Source organism: Pseudomonas sp. JZ114 (assembly GCF_051027705.1).
GTDB lineage: Bacteria > Pseudomonadota > Gammaproteobacteria > Pseudomonadales > Pseudomonadaceae > Chryseomonas > Chryseomonas luteola.
Window position 1 is genome coordinate 1,627,293 of sequence record NZ_CP069256.1, and the last position, 15,055, is coordinate 1,642,347.

At 54.2% G+C, this 15,055-nt stretch carries 13 protein-coding genes; 7 read left to right on the forward strand and 6 right to left on the reverse strand.

The window, feature by feature from the left end:
• Positions 1-38 precede the first annotated feature (38 nt).
• A complete protein-coding gene (locus JQR90_RS07630; protein WP_037030143.1) occupies positions 39-1,244 on the reverse strand; it encodes a CynX/NimT family MFS transporter in 1,206 nt (401 codons plus the stop codon).
• Positions 1,245-1,783: 539 nt separating this feature from the next.
• Between JQR90_RS07630 and selD the strand changes: the two genes are divergently transcribed.
• From selD to JQR90_RS07645, 3 genes are all read left to right on the forward strand, one after another.
• The gene (gene selD / locus JQR90_RS07635; protein WP_150347677.1) at positions 1,784-2,818 is read left to right on the forward strand and encodes a selenide, water dikinase SelD; all 1,035 of its coding nucleotides are present in this window, start codon (positions 1,784-1,786) and stop codon (positions 2,816-2,818) included.
• Complete coding sequence (mnmH, locus tag JQR90_RS07640) at positions 2,818-3,909, forward strand: tRNA 2-selenouridine(34) synthase MnmH (RefSeq protein ID WP_010797848.1); 1,092 nt, start codon at positions 2,818-2,820, stop codon at positions 3,907-3,909. The genes selD and mnmH overlap by 1 nt, the downstream gene beginning before the upstream one ends.
• A gap of 64 nt (positions 3,910-3,973) precedes the next feature.
• Positions 3,974-4,255, forward strand: coding sequence for a hypothetical protein (locus JQR90_RS07645; protein ID WP_010797849.1), 282 nt, complete (start codon positions 3,974-3,976; stop codon positions 4,253-4,255).
• A 57-nt stretch (positions 4,256-4,312) separates the two neighbouring features.
• On the opposite strand, the gene JQR90_RS07650 is transcribed toward JQR90_RS07645, so the two are convergent.
• The 4 genes from JQR90_RS07650 to JQR90_RS07665 form a co-directional block, all read right to left on the reverse strand.
• On the reverse strand, positions 4,313-5,056 hold the full coding sequence (locus tag JQR90_RS07650) for a YciK family oxidoreductase (protein ID WP_010797850.1): 744 nt from the start codon (positions 5,054-5,056) through the stop codon (positions 4,313-4,315).
• Between the two features lie 38 nt (positions 5,057-5,094).
• Complete coding sequence (mupP, locus tag JQR90_RS07655; RefSeq protein WP_010797851.1) at positions 5,095-5,766, reverse strand: N-acetylmuramic acid 6-phosphate phosphatase MupP; 672 nt, start codon at positions 5,764-5,766, stop codon at positions 5,095-5,097.
• 4 nt (positions 5,767-5,770) lie between these two features.
• Positions 5,771-6,469 (reverse strand): bifunctional 2-polyprenyl-6-hydroxyphenol methylase/3-demethylubiquinol 3-O-methyltransferase UbiG, encoded by a 699-nt coding sequence (gene ubiG, locus JQR90_RS07660; RefSeq protein ID WP_010797852.1) that lies wholly within the window; start codon positions 6,467-6,469, stop codon positions 5,771-5,773.
• An 89-nt stretch (positions 6,470-6,558) separates the two neighbouring features.
• Positions 6,559-7,881, reverse strand: coding sequence for a TRZ/ATZ family hydrolase (locus tag JQR90_RS07665; RefSeq protein ID WP_010797853.1), 1,323 nt, complete (start codon positions 7,879-7,881; stop codon positions 6,559-6,561).
• A gap of 182 nt (positions 7,882-8,063) precedes the next feature.
• Here JQR90_RS07665 and mtnA point away from each other — a divergent pair, with 182 nt between their 5' ends.
• The 4 genes from mtnA (at position 8,064) to pheA (ending at position 14,259) form a co-directional block, all read left to right on the forward strand.
• Entirely contained in the window at positions 8,064-9,140 is a 1,077-nt protein-coding gene (gene mtnA / locus JQR90_RS07670; RefSeq protein WP_010797854.1) for an S-methyl-5-thioribose-1-phosphate isomerase, read from the forward strand.
• Positions 9,141-9,256: 116 nt separating this feature from the next.
• On the forward strand, positions 9,257-12,076 hold the full coding sequence (gyrA, locus tag JQR90_RS07675; protein ID WP_010797855.1) for a DNA gyrase subunit A: 2,820 nt from the start codon (positions 9,257-9,259) through the stop codon (positions 12,074-12,076).
• Positions 12,076-13,161 carry a 3-phosphoserine/phosphohydroxythreonine transaminase gene (serC, locus tag JQR90_RS07680; RefSeq protein WP_010797856.1) on the forward strand — a complete coding sequence of 362 codons (1,086 nt, stop codon included), beginning with the start codon at positions 12,076-12,078 and terminating at the stop codon, positions 13,159-13,161. The genes gyrA and serC overlap by 1 nt, the downstream gene beginning before the upstream one ends.
• Positions 13,162-13,164: 3 nt before the next feature.
• A complete protein-coding gene (gene pheA, locus JQR90_RS07685; RefSeq protein WP_010797857.1) occupies positions 13,165-14,259 on the forward strand; it encodes a prephenate dehydratase in 1,095 nt (364 codons plus the stop codon).
• 18 nt (positions 14,260-14,277) lie between these two features.
• Here pheA and bamE read toward each other — a convergent pair whose 3' ends face one another.
• Positions 14,278-14,811, reverse strand: coding sequence for an outer membrane protein assembly factor BamE domain-containing protein (gene bamE / locus JQR90_RS07690; protein ID WP_010797858.1), 534 nt, complete (start codon positions 14,809-14,811; stop codon positions 14,278-14,280).
• Between the last annotated feature and the right edge of the window lie 244 nt (positions 14,812-15,055).

Consider the following 15,055-nt stretch of genomic DNA (forward strand, 5'->3'; position numbering starts at 1 on the left):
GAGTGGGGCAAACAAGACGTTTTACCCACTCAAGCACGTTATAGCGGAAGGCTCTTGGCGTTTACATGCAGGTTGCGTCCTGCAAGCAGGCCAAATAACGCGGCTGAAATGGCGATTCCAATAAACAGGATGTCCACACTGCTCCAGCCGCTGCTCATGTCATGGATCACGCCTACCAGCAGGGGACCCATGGCTGCCAATGTATAGCCTACGCCTTGGGACATTCCTGACAGGCGAGCTGCAATATGCGCATCAGGCGAACGAAGTACGATCAAGGCCAGGGCTATACTGAAGGTTCCGCCTTGGCCCAGGCCTAGAATGCAAGCCCAGAACCATAGACTGCCGAGGGAACCGTACAGGCAGCCAAGAAGGCCGGTTAGCGTCATGCTCAGCACCAGGATGATGGCCAGGCGCTGGTCCTTGCCTCGGGTAGCCAGCCAGGGCGTGATAAGCGCGGTCAGTAATTGAAGTAGGACTGAAATGGACAGCATGAGTCCTGCCTCTACAGCGCTGAGACCTCGATCAATCAGGATGGAGGGTAGCCATCCAAAAACAATATAGGCGAGCGACGATTGAAGCCCCATATAAAGAGTGACCTGCCAAGCCAGCTTATCCTGCCATAAGCCTACCACCTGCCATTTCTGGCTGTTCGCATGATGATTAGCGCGGGTTTGCGGCAACCAGACGATTGCTGCCAGGATCGCTGGCGTTGCCCAGAAAGCCAAGGCCGGTTGCCAGCGGTCGTTGAACATATGCTCCAGTGGGGCTGTTGCACCGGCGGCGAGGGCGGCACCCAGGCATAGCGCCATGGTATAGGCGCCCATGAGCATGCCTGCCTGCTCCGGAAAGTCCCGCTTGATAATGCCGGGTAATAGAACGCCGATGACTCCAATGCTGGCACCTGCAACAAGACTGCCTATAAACAGGCCGGCAGGGGGTAACAGACTACGTAAGACAATACCGCCTGCCAGTGTAAGCAGTATCACCAGCACAGTTCTTTCGCTGCCCAGCCACCGGGAGAGGCGAGGCGCCAATGGCGCAAAAAGTCCCAGACACAGGACGGGTGCTGTGGTCAGTAGTCCGGCTGCCGAGCTGGACAACCCGGTCGAGGCCTCGATCTGACGAAGCAGAGGGGAAAGACTTGATAAGGCGGGCCTTAAGTTAAGTGCGACAAGAAAGAGTCCCAGCAGGAGTAACCACGCACGTGCGGGTACAGATGAGGTGTGGGTTGATGGGGCAGACATTAAGTAATCCAAATGTATAAACATGCTCATCCTACCTCAAACAATCGGCAGGACATTTTTGTAGTTGGGGTGGCGAGATATACACACCCGACTAAAACGCCATTGGGCGTAATGTCAAGGGGTTGTAATGCGTAGTAAAGCTATACTTTAAAATTATAAATGACTGAAAAGGCACAGGATTTATGGATTGCCTAAAAAAACGACAGTTTAGTTAAAGGTGGCGTGGCTACTGGCGTTGCGGTGATTTCCACCATCTTTTCCACGAACTTATCCACAGCTTTTGTGGATTAAAAACGTTCATGTCAGGTACTTTTAGGCGTTTATACAATGTTTTTTCGCGACATTTTGTCCTTGTAAATAGCTGGCAAGTTCCATCCGTGGCTCCGTACGAGCCTCGAATCACGCGTATAGCAGGCGTATGCTGGCTATTTAGTCTGGTCATTTACCAAGCAAGCCTAACCTTATCCAGGCTTTGTTAGAATACTGACCTATAAGCGCGCCTCGCGCGTATGAAATTCTTAGCCTTCAGCGGAGTACTTATGTCCGAGCCGATTCGCCTTACCCAATACAGCCATGGAGCCGGCTGTGGTTGCAAGATTTCGCCTAAGGTATTGGAAATCATTCTGGCCGGCAGTGGTGCCCAGCATCTGGACCCGAATCTTTGGGTAGGAAATGCCTCAAGGGATGATGCAGCGGTATATGCCCTTGATGCTGAGCGAGGTGTGGTTTCCACAACTGACTTCTTCATGCCCATTGTGGATGATCCCTTTGATTTCGGTCGTATCGCGGCGACCAACGCCATTAGCGATATCTACGCCATGGGTGGCGATCCTTTGATGGCAATTGCAATTTTGGGCTGGCCTGTCAATGTGCTTCCGCCTGAGGTTGCACGGGAAGTGGTGGCAGGTGGTCGCAAGGTTTGTGACGAGGCGGGCATCCCGTTGGCTGGTGGACACTCTATCGATGCGCCTGAACCTATTTTTGGTCTGGCAGTAACAGGTGTCGTCGAAAAGCGAAACATGAAGCGAAACGACACGGCTTCGTTAGGCTGCAAGTTGTTCCTTACCAAGCCTCTGGGCATCGGCATTCTGACTACCGCTGAAAAAAAATCAAAATTGCGTGTGGAAGACATGGGTGTCGCACGCGATTGGATGTGTCAACTGAACAAGCCGGGTAGTCGCTTTGGCAAGTTGGCTGCCGTCACCGCAATGACAGATGTAACGGGCTTCGGGCTACTGGGACATCTGGTGGAAATGGCTGACGGCAGCGGCTTAACTGCCCGGGTCGAATATAACGCAGTTCCACGTTTGCCTATGGTTGAGCAGTATCTGGAGTGGGGGTGTGTGCCTGGTGGCACCTTACGCAACTTCGATAGCTACGGTGACCGTATTGCATCGCTATCCGAGCAGCAGAAATTGCTTTTGTGTGATCCCCAGACCAGTGGCGGGCTGTTAATCGCGGTCGAGCCGCAGGGCGAGTCAGCATTCATGTCGGTCGCTCGAGAGCTAGGCCTGTCACTTCAGCCTATTGGCGAAATGGTTGATCGACAGCGGCATGCGGTTGAGGTGTATTGATGCGCGATGACGCTCGGGACTACCGCTCCCTCTTTCTTTCTGGTGTGCCGCTAATGGATGTGCGTGCACCCGTCGAGTTTTCCAAGGGCGCTTTTCCGGGCGCAACCAACCGGCCGTTGATGAATGACATCGAGCGGCAAAAGGTGGGTACCTGTTACAAGCTGAAGGGGCAGCAGGCTGCTCTGGAGCTTGGACACTCTCTGGTTTCCGGCAAGTTGAAGGAAGCGCGGGTACAGGCGTGGGCCGAGTTTGCCGAGGCCAATCCGGAGGGCTATCTGTACTGCTTCAGGGGTGGCCTGCGGTCGCAAATCACTCAGCAATGGCTGCTTAGTGAGGCAGGTATTGCCTATCCGCGTGTAGCCGGCGGCTATAAGGCCATGCGTACGTTTCTCATGGAAACACTGCTTCAGTCTGTTGAGGAATGCCGCTTCGTATTGGTGGGCGGTATGACTGGAACTGGCAAAACAGAAGTCATCGCTCAGCTCGACGATAGTGTTGATCTGGAAGGGCATGCCAATCATCGCGGCTCAAGTTTTGGTAAGCGCGCCACCGTACAGCCATCACAAATCGATTTTGAAAACAGTCTGGCCATCGACCTGTTGAGGCGTCGTGCAAAGGGGCAGGATCGTTTTGTGCTGGAAGATGAGTCTCGGTTGATTGGGCGGTGCTCCTTGCCTTTTGAGTTGCACCAGGCCATGCAGCATTTTCCTATGGTATGGCTGGAAGACACCCTGGAGGGGCGTGTCGAGCGAATACTAAAGGACTACGTGACTGATCTGGCAGCCGAGTTCAATCGTGAGCATGGCGACAGCGGATTTGATTTGTTTGCTGAACAGCTTTGTAAGAGTCTTTCCAATATTGCCAAAAGACTGGGCGGCGAGCGCTATCAACGCCTGGTGGAAATCATGAATGAAGCACTCGCGGTGCAGAAGGTCAGTGGCGATGTAGAGCAGCATCGTGAATGGATTCGAGCGTTGCTAAGTGAATATTACGACCCTATGTATGCCTATCAACGCGAGAATAAGTCAGGGCGCATCCTCTTTGCTGGAGATCAGCAGGCGGTCGTGAGTTATCTCAAGGCAAACCGTTGAACAGGCTAGTTAAAACGAGGTCTTTAATGCGCCGGATTTACTTATCCATTGAAGGAGTCAAATCATGAATCGCTGGCTTGCAATGATGCCTGTCGCGGCGCTGGTACTTGCTGGATGTGCAGCCAAAACGGTCAATCGAGACAGTTGTGCAGCGGAAGTGAACGCTGCATGGAAAGAACTGGATATAGCCAAAACCGAAGGGTTTGCAGGTACGGTCAGCTACTCCAAGGCGCTGGGCTTGATTTCAACCGCCAAGACTCAGCAGCAGGTAGAGGCCTATAACGGCTGCGTTCAGAATGCTCAAAAGGCGCGCTTTTATATTCGCGAATCACGCGCTGGTCGTTGATTGATCCAAGGATGAACATCTCACATGTTCATCCTTTCTTGCTTCCCTTTCCTCTATCTAGCCTTGAGCGTTGAACGCTTGCCCATTGACGTGTGCGCTGTCTGGTCCCATCAAATAGAGGTAGACGGGCATGATCTCCTCGGGTGTTGGGTTGCGTGCAGGGTTTTCAGCAGGGTAAGCGAGGGCACGCATGTCGGTTCGGGTTCCGCCGGGATTGATACTGTTGGCCCGTACGGCCGCAGTGCCATCCATTTCATCGGCAACCACCTGCATAAGGCCTTCGTTGGCAAATTTAGAAACGGCGTATGCTCCCCAATAGGCACGTCCTTTTCGCCCCACACTGCTGGAGGTGAAAATGATCGAGGCATCGTTCGATTGTCTGAGCAGTGGCAGTAGCGCACGCGTTAACATGAAGGCTGCGTTGACGTTGACTTGCATAACCTGCATGAAGGCTTCTCCGCTGGTCTGCTCAACAGAGGCGCGAGGACCTAGAATACCTGCATTGTGCAAAAGACCATCAAGTCGACCAAACTCCGTCTCTACCATGGCAGCCAGCTCTTCGAACTGCTCAGGCCGTGCGGCTTCAAGGTCAAAAGGAACGACTACCGCTTGTGGATGGCCAGCAGCCTCGATTTCATCGTAGACCTCGTTGAGGTTCTCTTCTGTCTTACCCAAGAGCAGGATGGTTGCGCCATGGGCAGCATAGGTTTTTGCCGCTGCCCGGCCAATGCCTCGTCCGGCACCTGTTACAAGGATGATTCGATTTTTGAGAAGGTCAGGGCGGGCCTTGTATTCAAACATCTTGACTCCCAGCCGCTCGCTTGAGCGGCCCTACTGTTTTAACAGCCGCAAATGGCGCGGTCCAAGGCGTCACGCAGCTCAAGCGGGTGATCTACTACCAGATCGGCGCCCCAGTGAGCAGGATTGTCCTCTGGATGGATATAGCCATATCGCACGGCCGCTGTTTTGGTGCCCGCTGCGCGCCCCGATTCGATATCTCGACGATCGTCACCGACAAAAATGACGGCTTGCGGCTCGATATTGATCTGTTTACACGCTAACAACACGGGCTCTGGATCAGGTTTGCTGTAGGTGACATGGTCAGGGCAGACCAGAACGGCTGAACGTTTAGCAAGGCCAAGTGCCTGCATGATGGGCTCAGCATAACGGACGGGCTTGTTGGTGACTACGCCCCAAGTCAGACGAGCCCGTTCCAGGTCCGCCAACAATTCTTCCATGCCCTCGAATAGGTGAGAGTGAATGGCGCAGTGATCCTGATAGCGGTCAAGAAAGTCCAATCGTAGTGGGTCAAACTCATCGCTCAAGGGATCTACTTCGAACGCGCTGGCTACCATGGCTCGCGCGCCACCCGATACGACGTCCCGGACAGTTTTCTCATCGACGGCTGGCAAGCCTCGATCAGCGCGCATGGACTGGATCACGGCGATAAAGTCAGGTGCCGTGTCGAGCAATGTGCCGTCCATATCGAACAGTACTGCTTTTATTCGCATCCTATTACTCCTCGCGGATGGTGCGCAGCATGTAGTTTACGTCGACATCATTGCCCAACTTGTAGACCTTGGTAATCGGGTTGTAAGTCATACCGATGACATCGCGTACGTGTAGGCCGGCGTTTCGGCACCAAGCGCCTAATTCGGATGGACGAATAAACTTGCGGAAGTCATGAGTGCCGCGCGGCAGCAGACGCAAGACATATTCGGCGCCCACAATGGCAAATAGATAGGATTTGGGGTTGCGGTTAATCGTAGAGAAAAAGACATGGCCGCCAGGTTTGACTAGTGTCCGGCATGCTTGAATCACAGATGCCGGATCTGGGACATGCTCAAGCATTTCCATGCATGTGACGACATCGTAAGCGCCGGGCGTTTCAGCTGCCAGCTCCTCAGCGGTAATGCGGCGGTAGCTGACGGGCACACCTGATTCCAGTTGGTGAAGCTGTGCAACTGAAAGCGGCGCTTCGCCCATGTCGATTCCTGTGACGTCCGCACCCCGTACTGCCATGGCTTCGCTCAGGATGCCGCCGCCGCAGCCTACGTCGAGTACTTTTTTGCCGGCGAGGTTGGCGTGTTGGTCAATCCAATTGACGCGCAGCGGATTGATATCATGAAGCGGCTTGAATTCACTCTCTCTGTCCCACCACCGCGAGGCCAGGGCTTCGAATTTGGCGATCTCGGCATTATCGACGTTGGACATCCCTTACACTCCATTCTCTAAATTCGTTGTGCAAATGCGCTTGTGATTTGGCATTTGCTAGATGAACGCACCACTGACGCAGCCAGTCGTTAGCGAGTGGCTATCTTTTGGCCCCAGGTGCGAGCGTTCTCGATAAGTTCTTGTTCATCCAGGCGGGTCAGCTTGCCGTCCTTTAACAGGGGGCGACCACCCACCCAGACATGCTTCACGCAATCACGGTTGCTGGCATAAATCAGTTGAGACACTGGGTCATAAATGGGTTGCTGAGCCAGTCCGCTCATGTCGAAAGCGACCATGTCAGCTGCCTTGCCTACCTCAAGGGAGCCCAAGCAGCGCTCAAGACCCAGGGCTCGTGCCCCATTGAGTGTGGCCATACGCAAGGCTCTGTGTGCATCCAGTGCTGTTGCGGAACCGGCTACGGCCTTGGCCAGGAGAGCGGCGGTACGGGTTTCGCCCAACAGATCCAGGTCATTGTTGCTGGCTGCCCCATCCGTACCTATGGCGACGTTCACGCCTGCCTGCCAAAGCGTTTCTACCGGGCAGAAACCGCTGGCTAGCTTGAGATTGGACTCAGGGCAGTGGATTACATGAGTGTTGGTCTCAACCAGGTTTTCCAAGTCTTCCTCGTCGATCTGGGTCATGTGGACAGACTGGAAGCGGGGACCTAAAAGTCCTAGCCTGCGCAGGCGAGCAAGCGGACGTTCCCCTGTCTTTTCGATTGCCTCCTGAACCTCGCCAGCCGTTTCATGCACATGCATGTGGATGCATGCGTCAAGTTGATCGGCCAGCATCAGGACATTGGCTAGCTTGTCATCGCTGACGGTGTAGGGAGCGTGAGGCCCAAAAGCGACCTTGATGCGCTCATGGAGCTTCAGGTCATCAAAAAGCTCAAGTCCCCGGCGTATCGCCTCATCTGCAGTCCTTGCCCCTGGTACAGGAAAGTTCATGATCGGCAGGGTGACTTGCGCCCGCATACCTGACTCGTGGATGGCCTCACACGCTACCTGCGGAAAAAAGTACATATCCGAAAAGCAGGTTATGCCGCCTTTGATTTGCTCTGCGATGGCCAATCGGGTGCCGTCGCGGACAAAATCCTCGCTTACCCATTTGGCTTCAGCGGGCCAGATATGCTCCTGTAGCCAAGTCATGAGCGGAAGGTCATCCGCAAGGCCACGAAACAGTGTCATCGCAGCATGGCCGTGCATATTGATGAGGCCCGGACTCAGTAGCATGCCGGGAAGTTCGACTGACTCGGCCGCCTGATAGCGTCGCAGATCAGAGCGGGGTGCCAATACGGCGACTTGCCCATCCTTGATGCCGATAGCGTAGTCAGTCAGTACCACCCCGGCCGGTTCCACCGGAACGATCCAGGTGGGGAAAAGAAGCAGGTCAAGGGGCACGACACCGGGCATGGAAGGGCTTCCTGAAAGTAAATAAATGAAAGTATAACTGGCGTCAGCCCAATGACGGGACTCAGTCGGGCCACATTATCGATAAAAGCGTTTATAAACCCATGTATTCGCGATGTCCTGTCACAGCGGCTTGTATCACCCCTGTATAATCGACTTTTTTGTTTCAGGCGATGAGGGTGATCATGCGCGAGCGACTTCTGGCCGCAGAGAAGGTCAAGGCTATCGAGTGGAAAGAGGGCGTACTGCATCTGCTGGATCAGCGTTTATTACCCATGCAGGAAGTCTGGCTCACGTATGACTCGGCCAGTGGTGTGGCCGAGGCAATCAGGCAGATGGTCGTGCGAGGAGCACCGGCAATCGGTATTAGTGCAGCCTACGGCGTTGTGCTAGGCGCTCGAGCGCGCCAGCAGGCAGGAGAGGACTGGTTGCAAACGCTGGATGAGGATATGCAGATGCTCGCAGAGTCCCGTCCTACAGCGGTCAACCTGTTCTGGGCGCTTAACCGTATGCGAGAGCGCCTGAAGCGACTCAAGCCGGGCGAGGAGGCACTAGCGGCCCTTGAAGCGGAGGCCGTTGCCATCCATGAGAGCGATCGCGAAGCCAATCTGACCATGGCGCAGCTCGGGGTCGAGTTGATTCGCAAGCATGGCGATGGCGTTCAGACGCTTCTGACCCATTGCAATACCGGTGCGTTGGCGACCGGAGGGTTTGGAACCGCCCTGGGGGTTATTCGTGCGGCTCACCTGGAGGGACTTGTGGACAAGGTATTTGCCGATGAGACGCGCCCGTGGCTACAAGGTGCCCGCCTTACTGCCTGGGAGTTGGCTGGCGAAGGCATTCCTGTCACTTTGAATGCCGATGCGGCAGCGGCCCATCTGATGAAAACCGGCAATATCTCCTGGGTCATCGTAGGGGCTGACCGAATCACAGCCAACGGTGACGTTGCCAACAAGATCGGGACCTATCAGCTGGCCGTCAATGCAATGCACCATGGGGTGCGCTTTATGGTTGTGGCGCCCAGTTCGACCATCGACATGAATCTAACATCCGGTGAGGACATCCCCATCGAGCAGCGTGAGGGACGCGAACTGCTTGAAATAGGCGGTGTTCGGATTGCGGCAGAAGTCGATACTGTAAATCCTGTTTTCGATGTAACGCCTGCTGATCTGATTGATGCGATTGTCACGGAGCGAGGCGTCGTGGAGCGGCCCACTGCAGAGAAAATGGCTGCACTTATGAACCGCAAGCGCTTGCACTGATTTTTCCGTTTAACACGACTCACACATCGCCTGCGGGAAACCGCTGGCAACCCTTGGTTTGTGGTAGTATTTACCGCTTTCCCGCAGGGTGTTGAAACTAAGGAACCAGGCTTCTCATGGGCGAACTGGCCAAAGAAATCCTCCCGGTCAATATTGAAGACGAACTCAGACAGTCTTACCTCGATTATGCGATGAGCGTAATCGTCGGACGCGCATTGCCGGATGTGCGCGACGGCTTGAAACCTGTGCATCGCCGTGTGCTTTATGCCATGAGCGAGCTGGGTAACGATTGGAACAAGCCTTATCTAAAATCCGCCCGTGTCGTGGGCGACGTAATCGGTAAATACCACCCTCACGGCGACTCTGCGGTATACGACACGATTGTACGTATGGCGCAGCCGTTCTCCCTTCGCTACATGCTGGTGAATGGTCAGGGTAACTTCGGTTCGGTTGACGGTGACTCCGCAGCCGCTATGCGATACACCGAAGTGCGCATGTTCAAATTGACCCACGAAATCCTGGCGGACCTGGATAAGGAAACCGTTGACTGGGTAGACAACTATGACGGGTCCCTGAAGATCCCGGCAGTCATGCCTACAAAGGTTCCGAACCTTCTGGTCAATGGCTCCAGTGGTATCGCGGTGGGGATGGCTACTAACATTCCGCCTCACAACCTGACCGAAGTGATTGATGGCTGCCTGGCGCTGATCGAAAACAGAGAGCTGACTGTCGACCAACTGATGCAGTATATCCCGGGACCTGATTTCCCGACGGCAGGCATCATCAACGGCCGGGCAGGTATCATCGAGGCTTATCGCACAGGGCGGGGACGTATTTACGTACGTGCACGTGCTGACGTCGAAGATATCGACAAGTCAGGCACTCGCCAGCAGATCGTCATCACCGAGCTGCCTTATCAGCTGAACAAGGCTCGTCTGATCGAAAAGATTGCCGAGCTGGTGAAAGAACGCAAGATCGAAGGTATCACCGAGCTGCGTGATGAGTCCGACAAGGATGGCATGCGTGTCGTGATCGAGTTGCGTCGTGGTGAAGTGGCTGAGGTTGTGCTGAACAATCTGTATGCACAAACCCAGCTGCAAACAGTGTTTGGTATCAATATCGTTGCGCTGGTGGACGGCCAGCCCAAGGTCCTTAACCTAAAGGACATGCTTGAGGCATTCATCCGTCACCGTCGCGAAGTGGTTACCCGTCGGACCATTTATGAACTGCGTAAAGCGCGTGAGCGTGGTCATATTCTCGAAGGCCAAGCGGTTGCGCTGTCCAATATCGATCCGGTTATTGAACTGATCAGGTCCTCTCCAACCCCAGCTGAAGCCAAAGAGCGGCTCATTGCGACCGGTTGGGAGTCCAGTGCTGTCGAGGCGATGGTAGAACGCGCTGGTGCGGATTCCTGCCGCCCGGAAAACCTTGATCCGCAGTATGGTCTTCGTGACGGCAAATACTGGCTATCTCCTGAACAGGCGCAGGCCATCCTTGATTTGCGACTGCATCGCCTGACCGGCCTGGAGCATGAAAAGCTGCTGGCTGAATATCAGGAGATCCTGAAACAGATTGCAGAGCTGATCCGAATACTCAACAGCCCTGAGCGTCTCATGGAAGTCATCCGTGAGGAGCTTGAAAAGATCAAGGCAGAGTTCGGTGATGCACGTCGTACTGAAATCGTCGCGTCTCAAGTCGACCTGACCATTGCTGACCTGATCACAGAAGAAGATCGTGTCGTCACCATTTCCCATGGCGGCTACGCCAAGTCCCAGCCCTTGCATGCCTACCAGGCTCAGCGCCGTGGTGGTCGCGGCCGTTCTGCCTCGGGCGTGAAGGAAGACGATTACATCGAGCATCTTCTCGTCGCCAATAGCCATACCACACTGCTGTTGTTCTCCAGCCTGGGTAAGGTGTACTGGAAAAAGACCTACGAAATTCCTGAGGCTTCTCGTGCTGCACGTGGTCGTCCGCTTGTAAATCTGCTGCCATTGGCTGAAGGCGAGCGTATCACTGCGATGTTGCCAGTAGATCTGGAGGCCGTGCGTCAACAGGCACCTGAGGATGAAGACCTGGGTGATCAGGACGATGTCGTTGAAGACGTGGTGCTTGAAGATGATGTTGAGGTCGATGAGGGCGCAGAAGGGGTTGAAGATAGCGGCAAGGATGAGCCTACCGGATCCTATATCTTCATGGCTACTGCTTACGGCACGGTCAAGAAAACCCCGCTGGTGCAGTTCAGTCGTCCTCGTAGCAATGGCCTGATTGCGCTGAAGCTGGAAGAGGGCGATAGCCTGATTGCAGCGGCCATTACCGATGGCGCCCAGGAGGTCATGCTGTTCTCTGACAACGGTAAGGTCATTCGCTTCAAGGAGCGTCATGTCCGCACAATGGGACGTACAGCCCGTGGTGTCCGCGGTATGCGTCTGGGTGATGGGCAGCATCTGATTTCCATGCTGATTCCAGAAGAGCAGGCGCAGATACTGACAGCCAGTCTGAATGGTTATGGCAAGCGTACTGCTATTGCTGAGTATCCGCAGCGTGGTCGTGGTGGTCAGGGCGTAATAGCCATGGTAACCAATGAGCGTAATGGCCCGCTGATTGGCGCTATTCAAGTCCTTGAAGGTGAGGAAATCATGTTGATTTCCGATCAGGGTACGCTGGTGCGTACACGGGTTGATGAGGTTTCCCTGCAAGGCCGCAACACGCAGGGTGTAACACTGATCAAGCTTGGCAAGGGCGAGAAGCTCGTAGGCCTTGAGCGTGTGCAGGAGCCCTCTGTTGACGACGAGTTGATTGAGCATGAGGGCGAGCTTGATGACGAGTTGCTTGAAAAGGAGCTTCCTGTCATTAGCGAAGAGCCAAGCGATGAGGATGTCCTGCCGGGCGCCAACGATGTTCCCTCTGATGACATGCCCAATGAGGACGATGAGTGATGAGCAAGCGAGCGTATAACTTCTGCGCTGGCCCGGCTGCGCTGCCGGAGGCGGTACTGAAACAAGCTCAGGCCGATCTGCTCGATTGGCAGGGGCGCGGCTTGTCTGTCATGGAGATGAGTCACCGTGGCGACGACTTCACTGCAATCAGCTCGAAAGCCGAGCAGGACTTGCGGGATTTGCTTGTAATCCCCGCTGATTACAAAGTGCTTTTCCTGCAGGGCGGGGCAAGTCTACAGTTCGCTCAGATTGCACTGAACCTGCTACCTGAAAGTGGAAAGGCTGATTACATCGATACAGGGATCTGGTCACGCAAGGCTATCGAGCAGGCGCAAAACTATGGCGCAGTGAATGTTGCCGCCAGCGCCAAGAAATACGATTACCTGGCTATCCCTGGGCAGAATGAGTGGCAGCTTTCCAAGGATGCGGCCTACGTTCATTACACGCCGAACGAAACCATTGGCGGTCTTGAGTACAACTGGATTCCTGAGACAGGCGATGTTCCTCTAGTTGCTGATGCGTCCTCGAACCTGCTGTCACGTCCTTTGGACGTGTCACGGTTTGGGTTGATTTATGCGGGCGCACAGAAAAACATCGGACCCAGTGGGCTTGTAGTGGTGATCGTTCAGGAGGAGTTGCTGGGGCGGGCACGTTCCTCTTGCCCCAAGCTCCTTGATTATAAGGTCGAAGCAGACAATGGTTCGATGTACAACACGCCCGCCACGTTTTCCTGGTATCTGTCTGGCCTGGTGTTCCAGTGGCTGAAAGATCAGGGTGGACTACCTGCCATCGAGCGGATCAACCGTCAGAAGCAGGAGCTTCTGTATGGCTTCATCGATAGTAGTGACATGTACATGAATCCGATTGCGGTAAATGATCGTTCCTGGATGAACGTGCCTTTCCGCCTGGCAGATGAGCGTCTGGACAAGACTTTCCTGTCGGGTGCCGAAGAGCGAGGCCTTCTATATCTTCAGGGGCATCGCTCGGTAGGTGGCATGCGCGCATCCATCTACAACGCTGTCAGTCTTGAGGCTGTGCAAGCACTGGTCGCCTATATGACAGAGTTTGAAAAGGAGCACGGTTAAACCATGGCGGAACAAGAGCTCAAGGCCCTGCGCCTCCGTATCGATAGCTTGGATGAACGGATTCAGGAACTCATCAGTGAGCGCGCCCGCTGCGCTCAGGATGTGGCTCGCGTGAAAATGCAGTCGCTAGGTGAGGGTGAAAGTCCGGTTTTCTATCGACCGGAGCGCGAAGCGCAGGTGCTCAAGCGGGTAATGGAGCGTAACCAGGGCCCGTTGGGTAACGAGGACATGGCTCGTTTGTTTCGAGAGATCATGTCGTCATGCCTTGCGCTTGAAGAGCCATTGAAGGTTGCCTATTTGGGGCCGGAAGGTACGTTTTCGCAGGCGGCTACGCTTAAGCATTTTGGTATGGCGGTAAAGACACGGCCAATGGCCGCTATCGACGAAGTTTTTCGTGAGGTGGCGGCTGGGGCCGTAAATTTTGGTGTGGTTCCTGTTGAGAACTCAACTGAAGGTGCCGTCAACCATACGCTTGATAGTTTCCTGGAGCATGATCTGGTTATCTGCGGCGAGGTGGAATTGCGTATCCACCATCATCTGCTTGTGGGTGAAACGACCAAGACAGATAGCATTTCGCGTGTTTACTCACACGCGCAGTCCCTGGCTCAGTGCCGTAAATGGCTAGACGCGTATTTCCCTAACATCGAACGAATCGCAGTTTCGAGCAATGCCGAGGCTGCGAAGCGGGTTAAAAGTGAATGGAATAGCGCGGCGATAGCAGGGGATATGGCGGCTTCCCTGTATGGTTTGTCAAAGCTGCATGAGAAAATCGAAGATCGTCCAGATAACTCCACGCGGTTTTTGATTATCGGAAATCAGGAGGTCCCGCCTAGCGGCGATGATAAGACGTCTGTGATCGTGTCGACTCGCAATAAGCCGGGCGCCTTGCATGATTTGCTAATGCCGTTTCATGCCAACAACATTGACCTGACGCGCATCGAAACACGTCCGTCCCGCAGTGGTAAGTGGACCTATGTTTTCTTTATAGACTTCATCGGTCATCAGCATGATCCTCTCATCAAGGATGTGCTGGAAAAAATCAATGGCGATACGGTCGCCTTGAAAGTTTTAGGGTCGTATCCTAAAGCAGTGTTGTAACGCTCGAAAGCCACACCGTTAGGGTGTGGCTTTTTTATATTTGCTTTCTGTATCTGCAACGCATCCCGCATCATCAAAACTAATGACGCGTGAATGCTTCTTGCGCTGCGTTACATAGTAGTAACGGGCGCGATTATTGTTCTCGATGATCCTGTCTGGCTTTCCCAGGGCGCTTTCGACATCCTCTTTCGTCATGCCCGCTATAACCTTTTTGTGGATGACCGCCGTTCTTCTTTCCGAGCCTGAAAGCACGTTTGGGCAGGCTCCTTCCTTGGCTCCCACAACTGCCAGTTCATGGTGGGCAGGCAACTGATCCTTGGCGGGAGAAGGTGAGGATAACGGTTGTGTCGATATCGGTGTTTTGGGTCCGTTGCCGCCAGGCTTGGGATTATCAGCGGTTTGGTGGCTGATCGTATCGCCTTTAAGGCAACCATTTGCGGAAAAGCTGATATGGCCGTCTTCGCTTGCACACCGAAAGACCGTTGTGGCAGTAGCCATATTTGAAAAAAACAACGTTACCAAACATAGAAGTGTAACGGGATTACGGTACATAGCTGTCCTCCATGACATCTGTTCATAGCGTAGTGCGAGATGCGCCGTGCCGCTGTGATTGGCTCCGCAGATCAACGGCCAGGCTCGGTCAGGCATGAGCATTAGCTGCCAAATGATTGTTTTTACTGTTTTACATCGCCGATTCAGCGCATGCAGTGCTATGATTCCGCTTGTCAGCCCCGCCGGGGCTCGTGGACCCTTTCCATGGACATACCCCGATCTAACAAACTTCGATCGCTGTTTC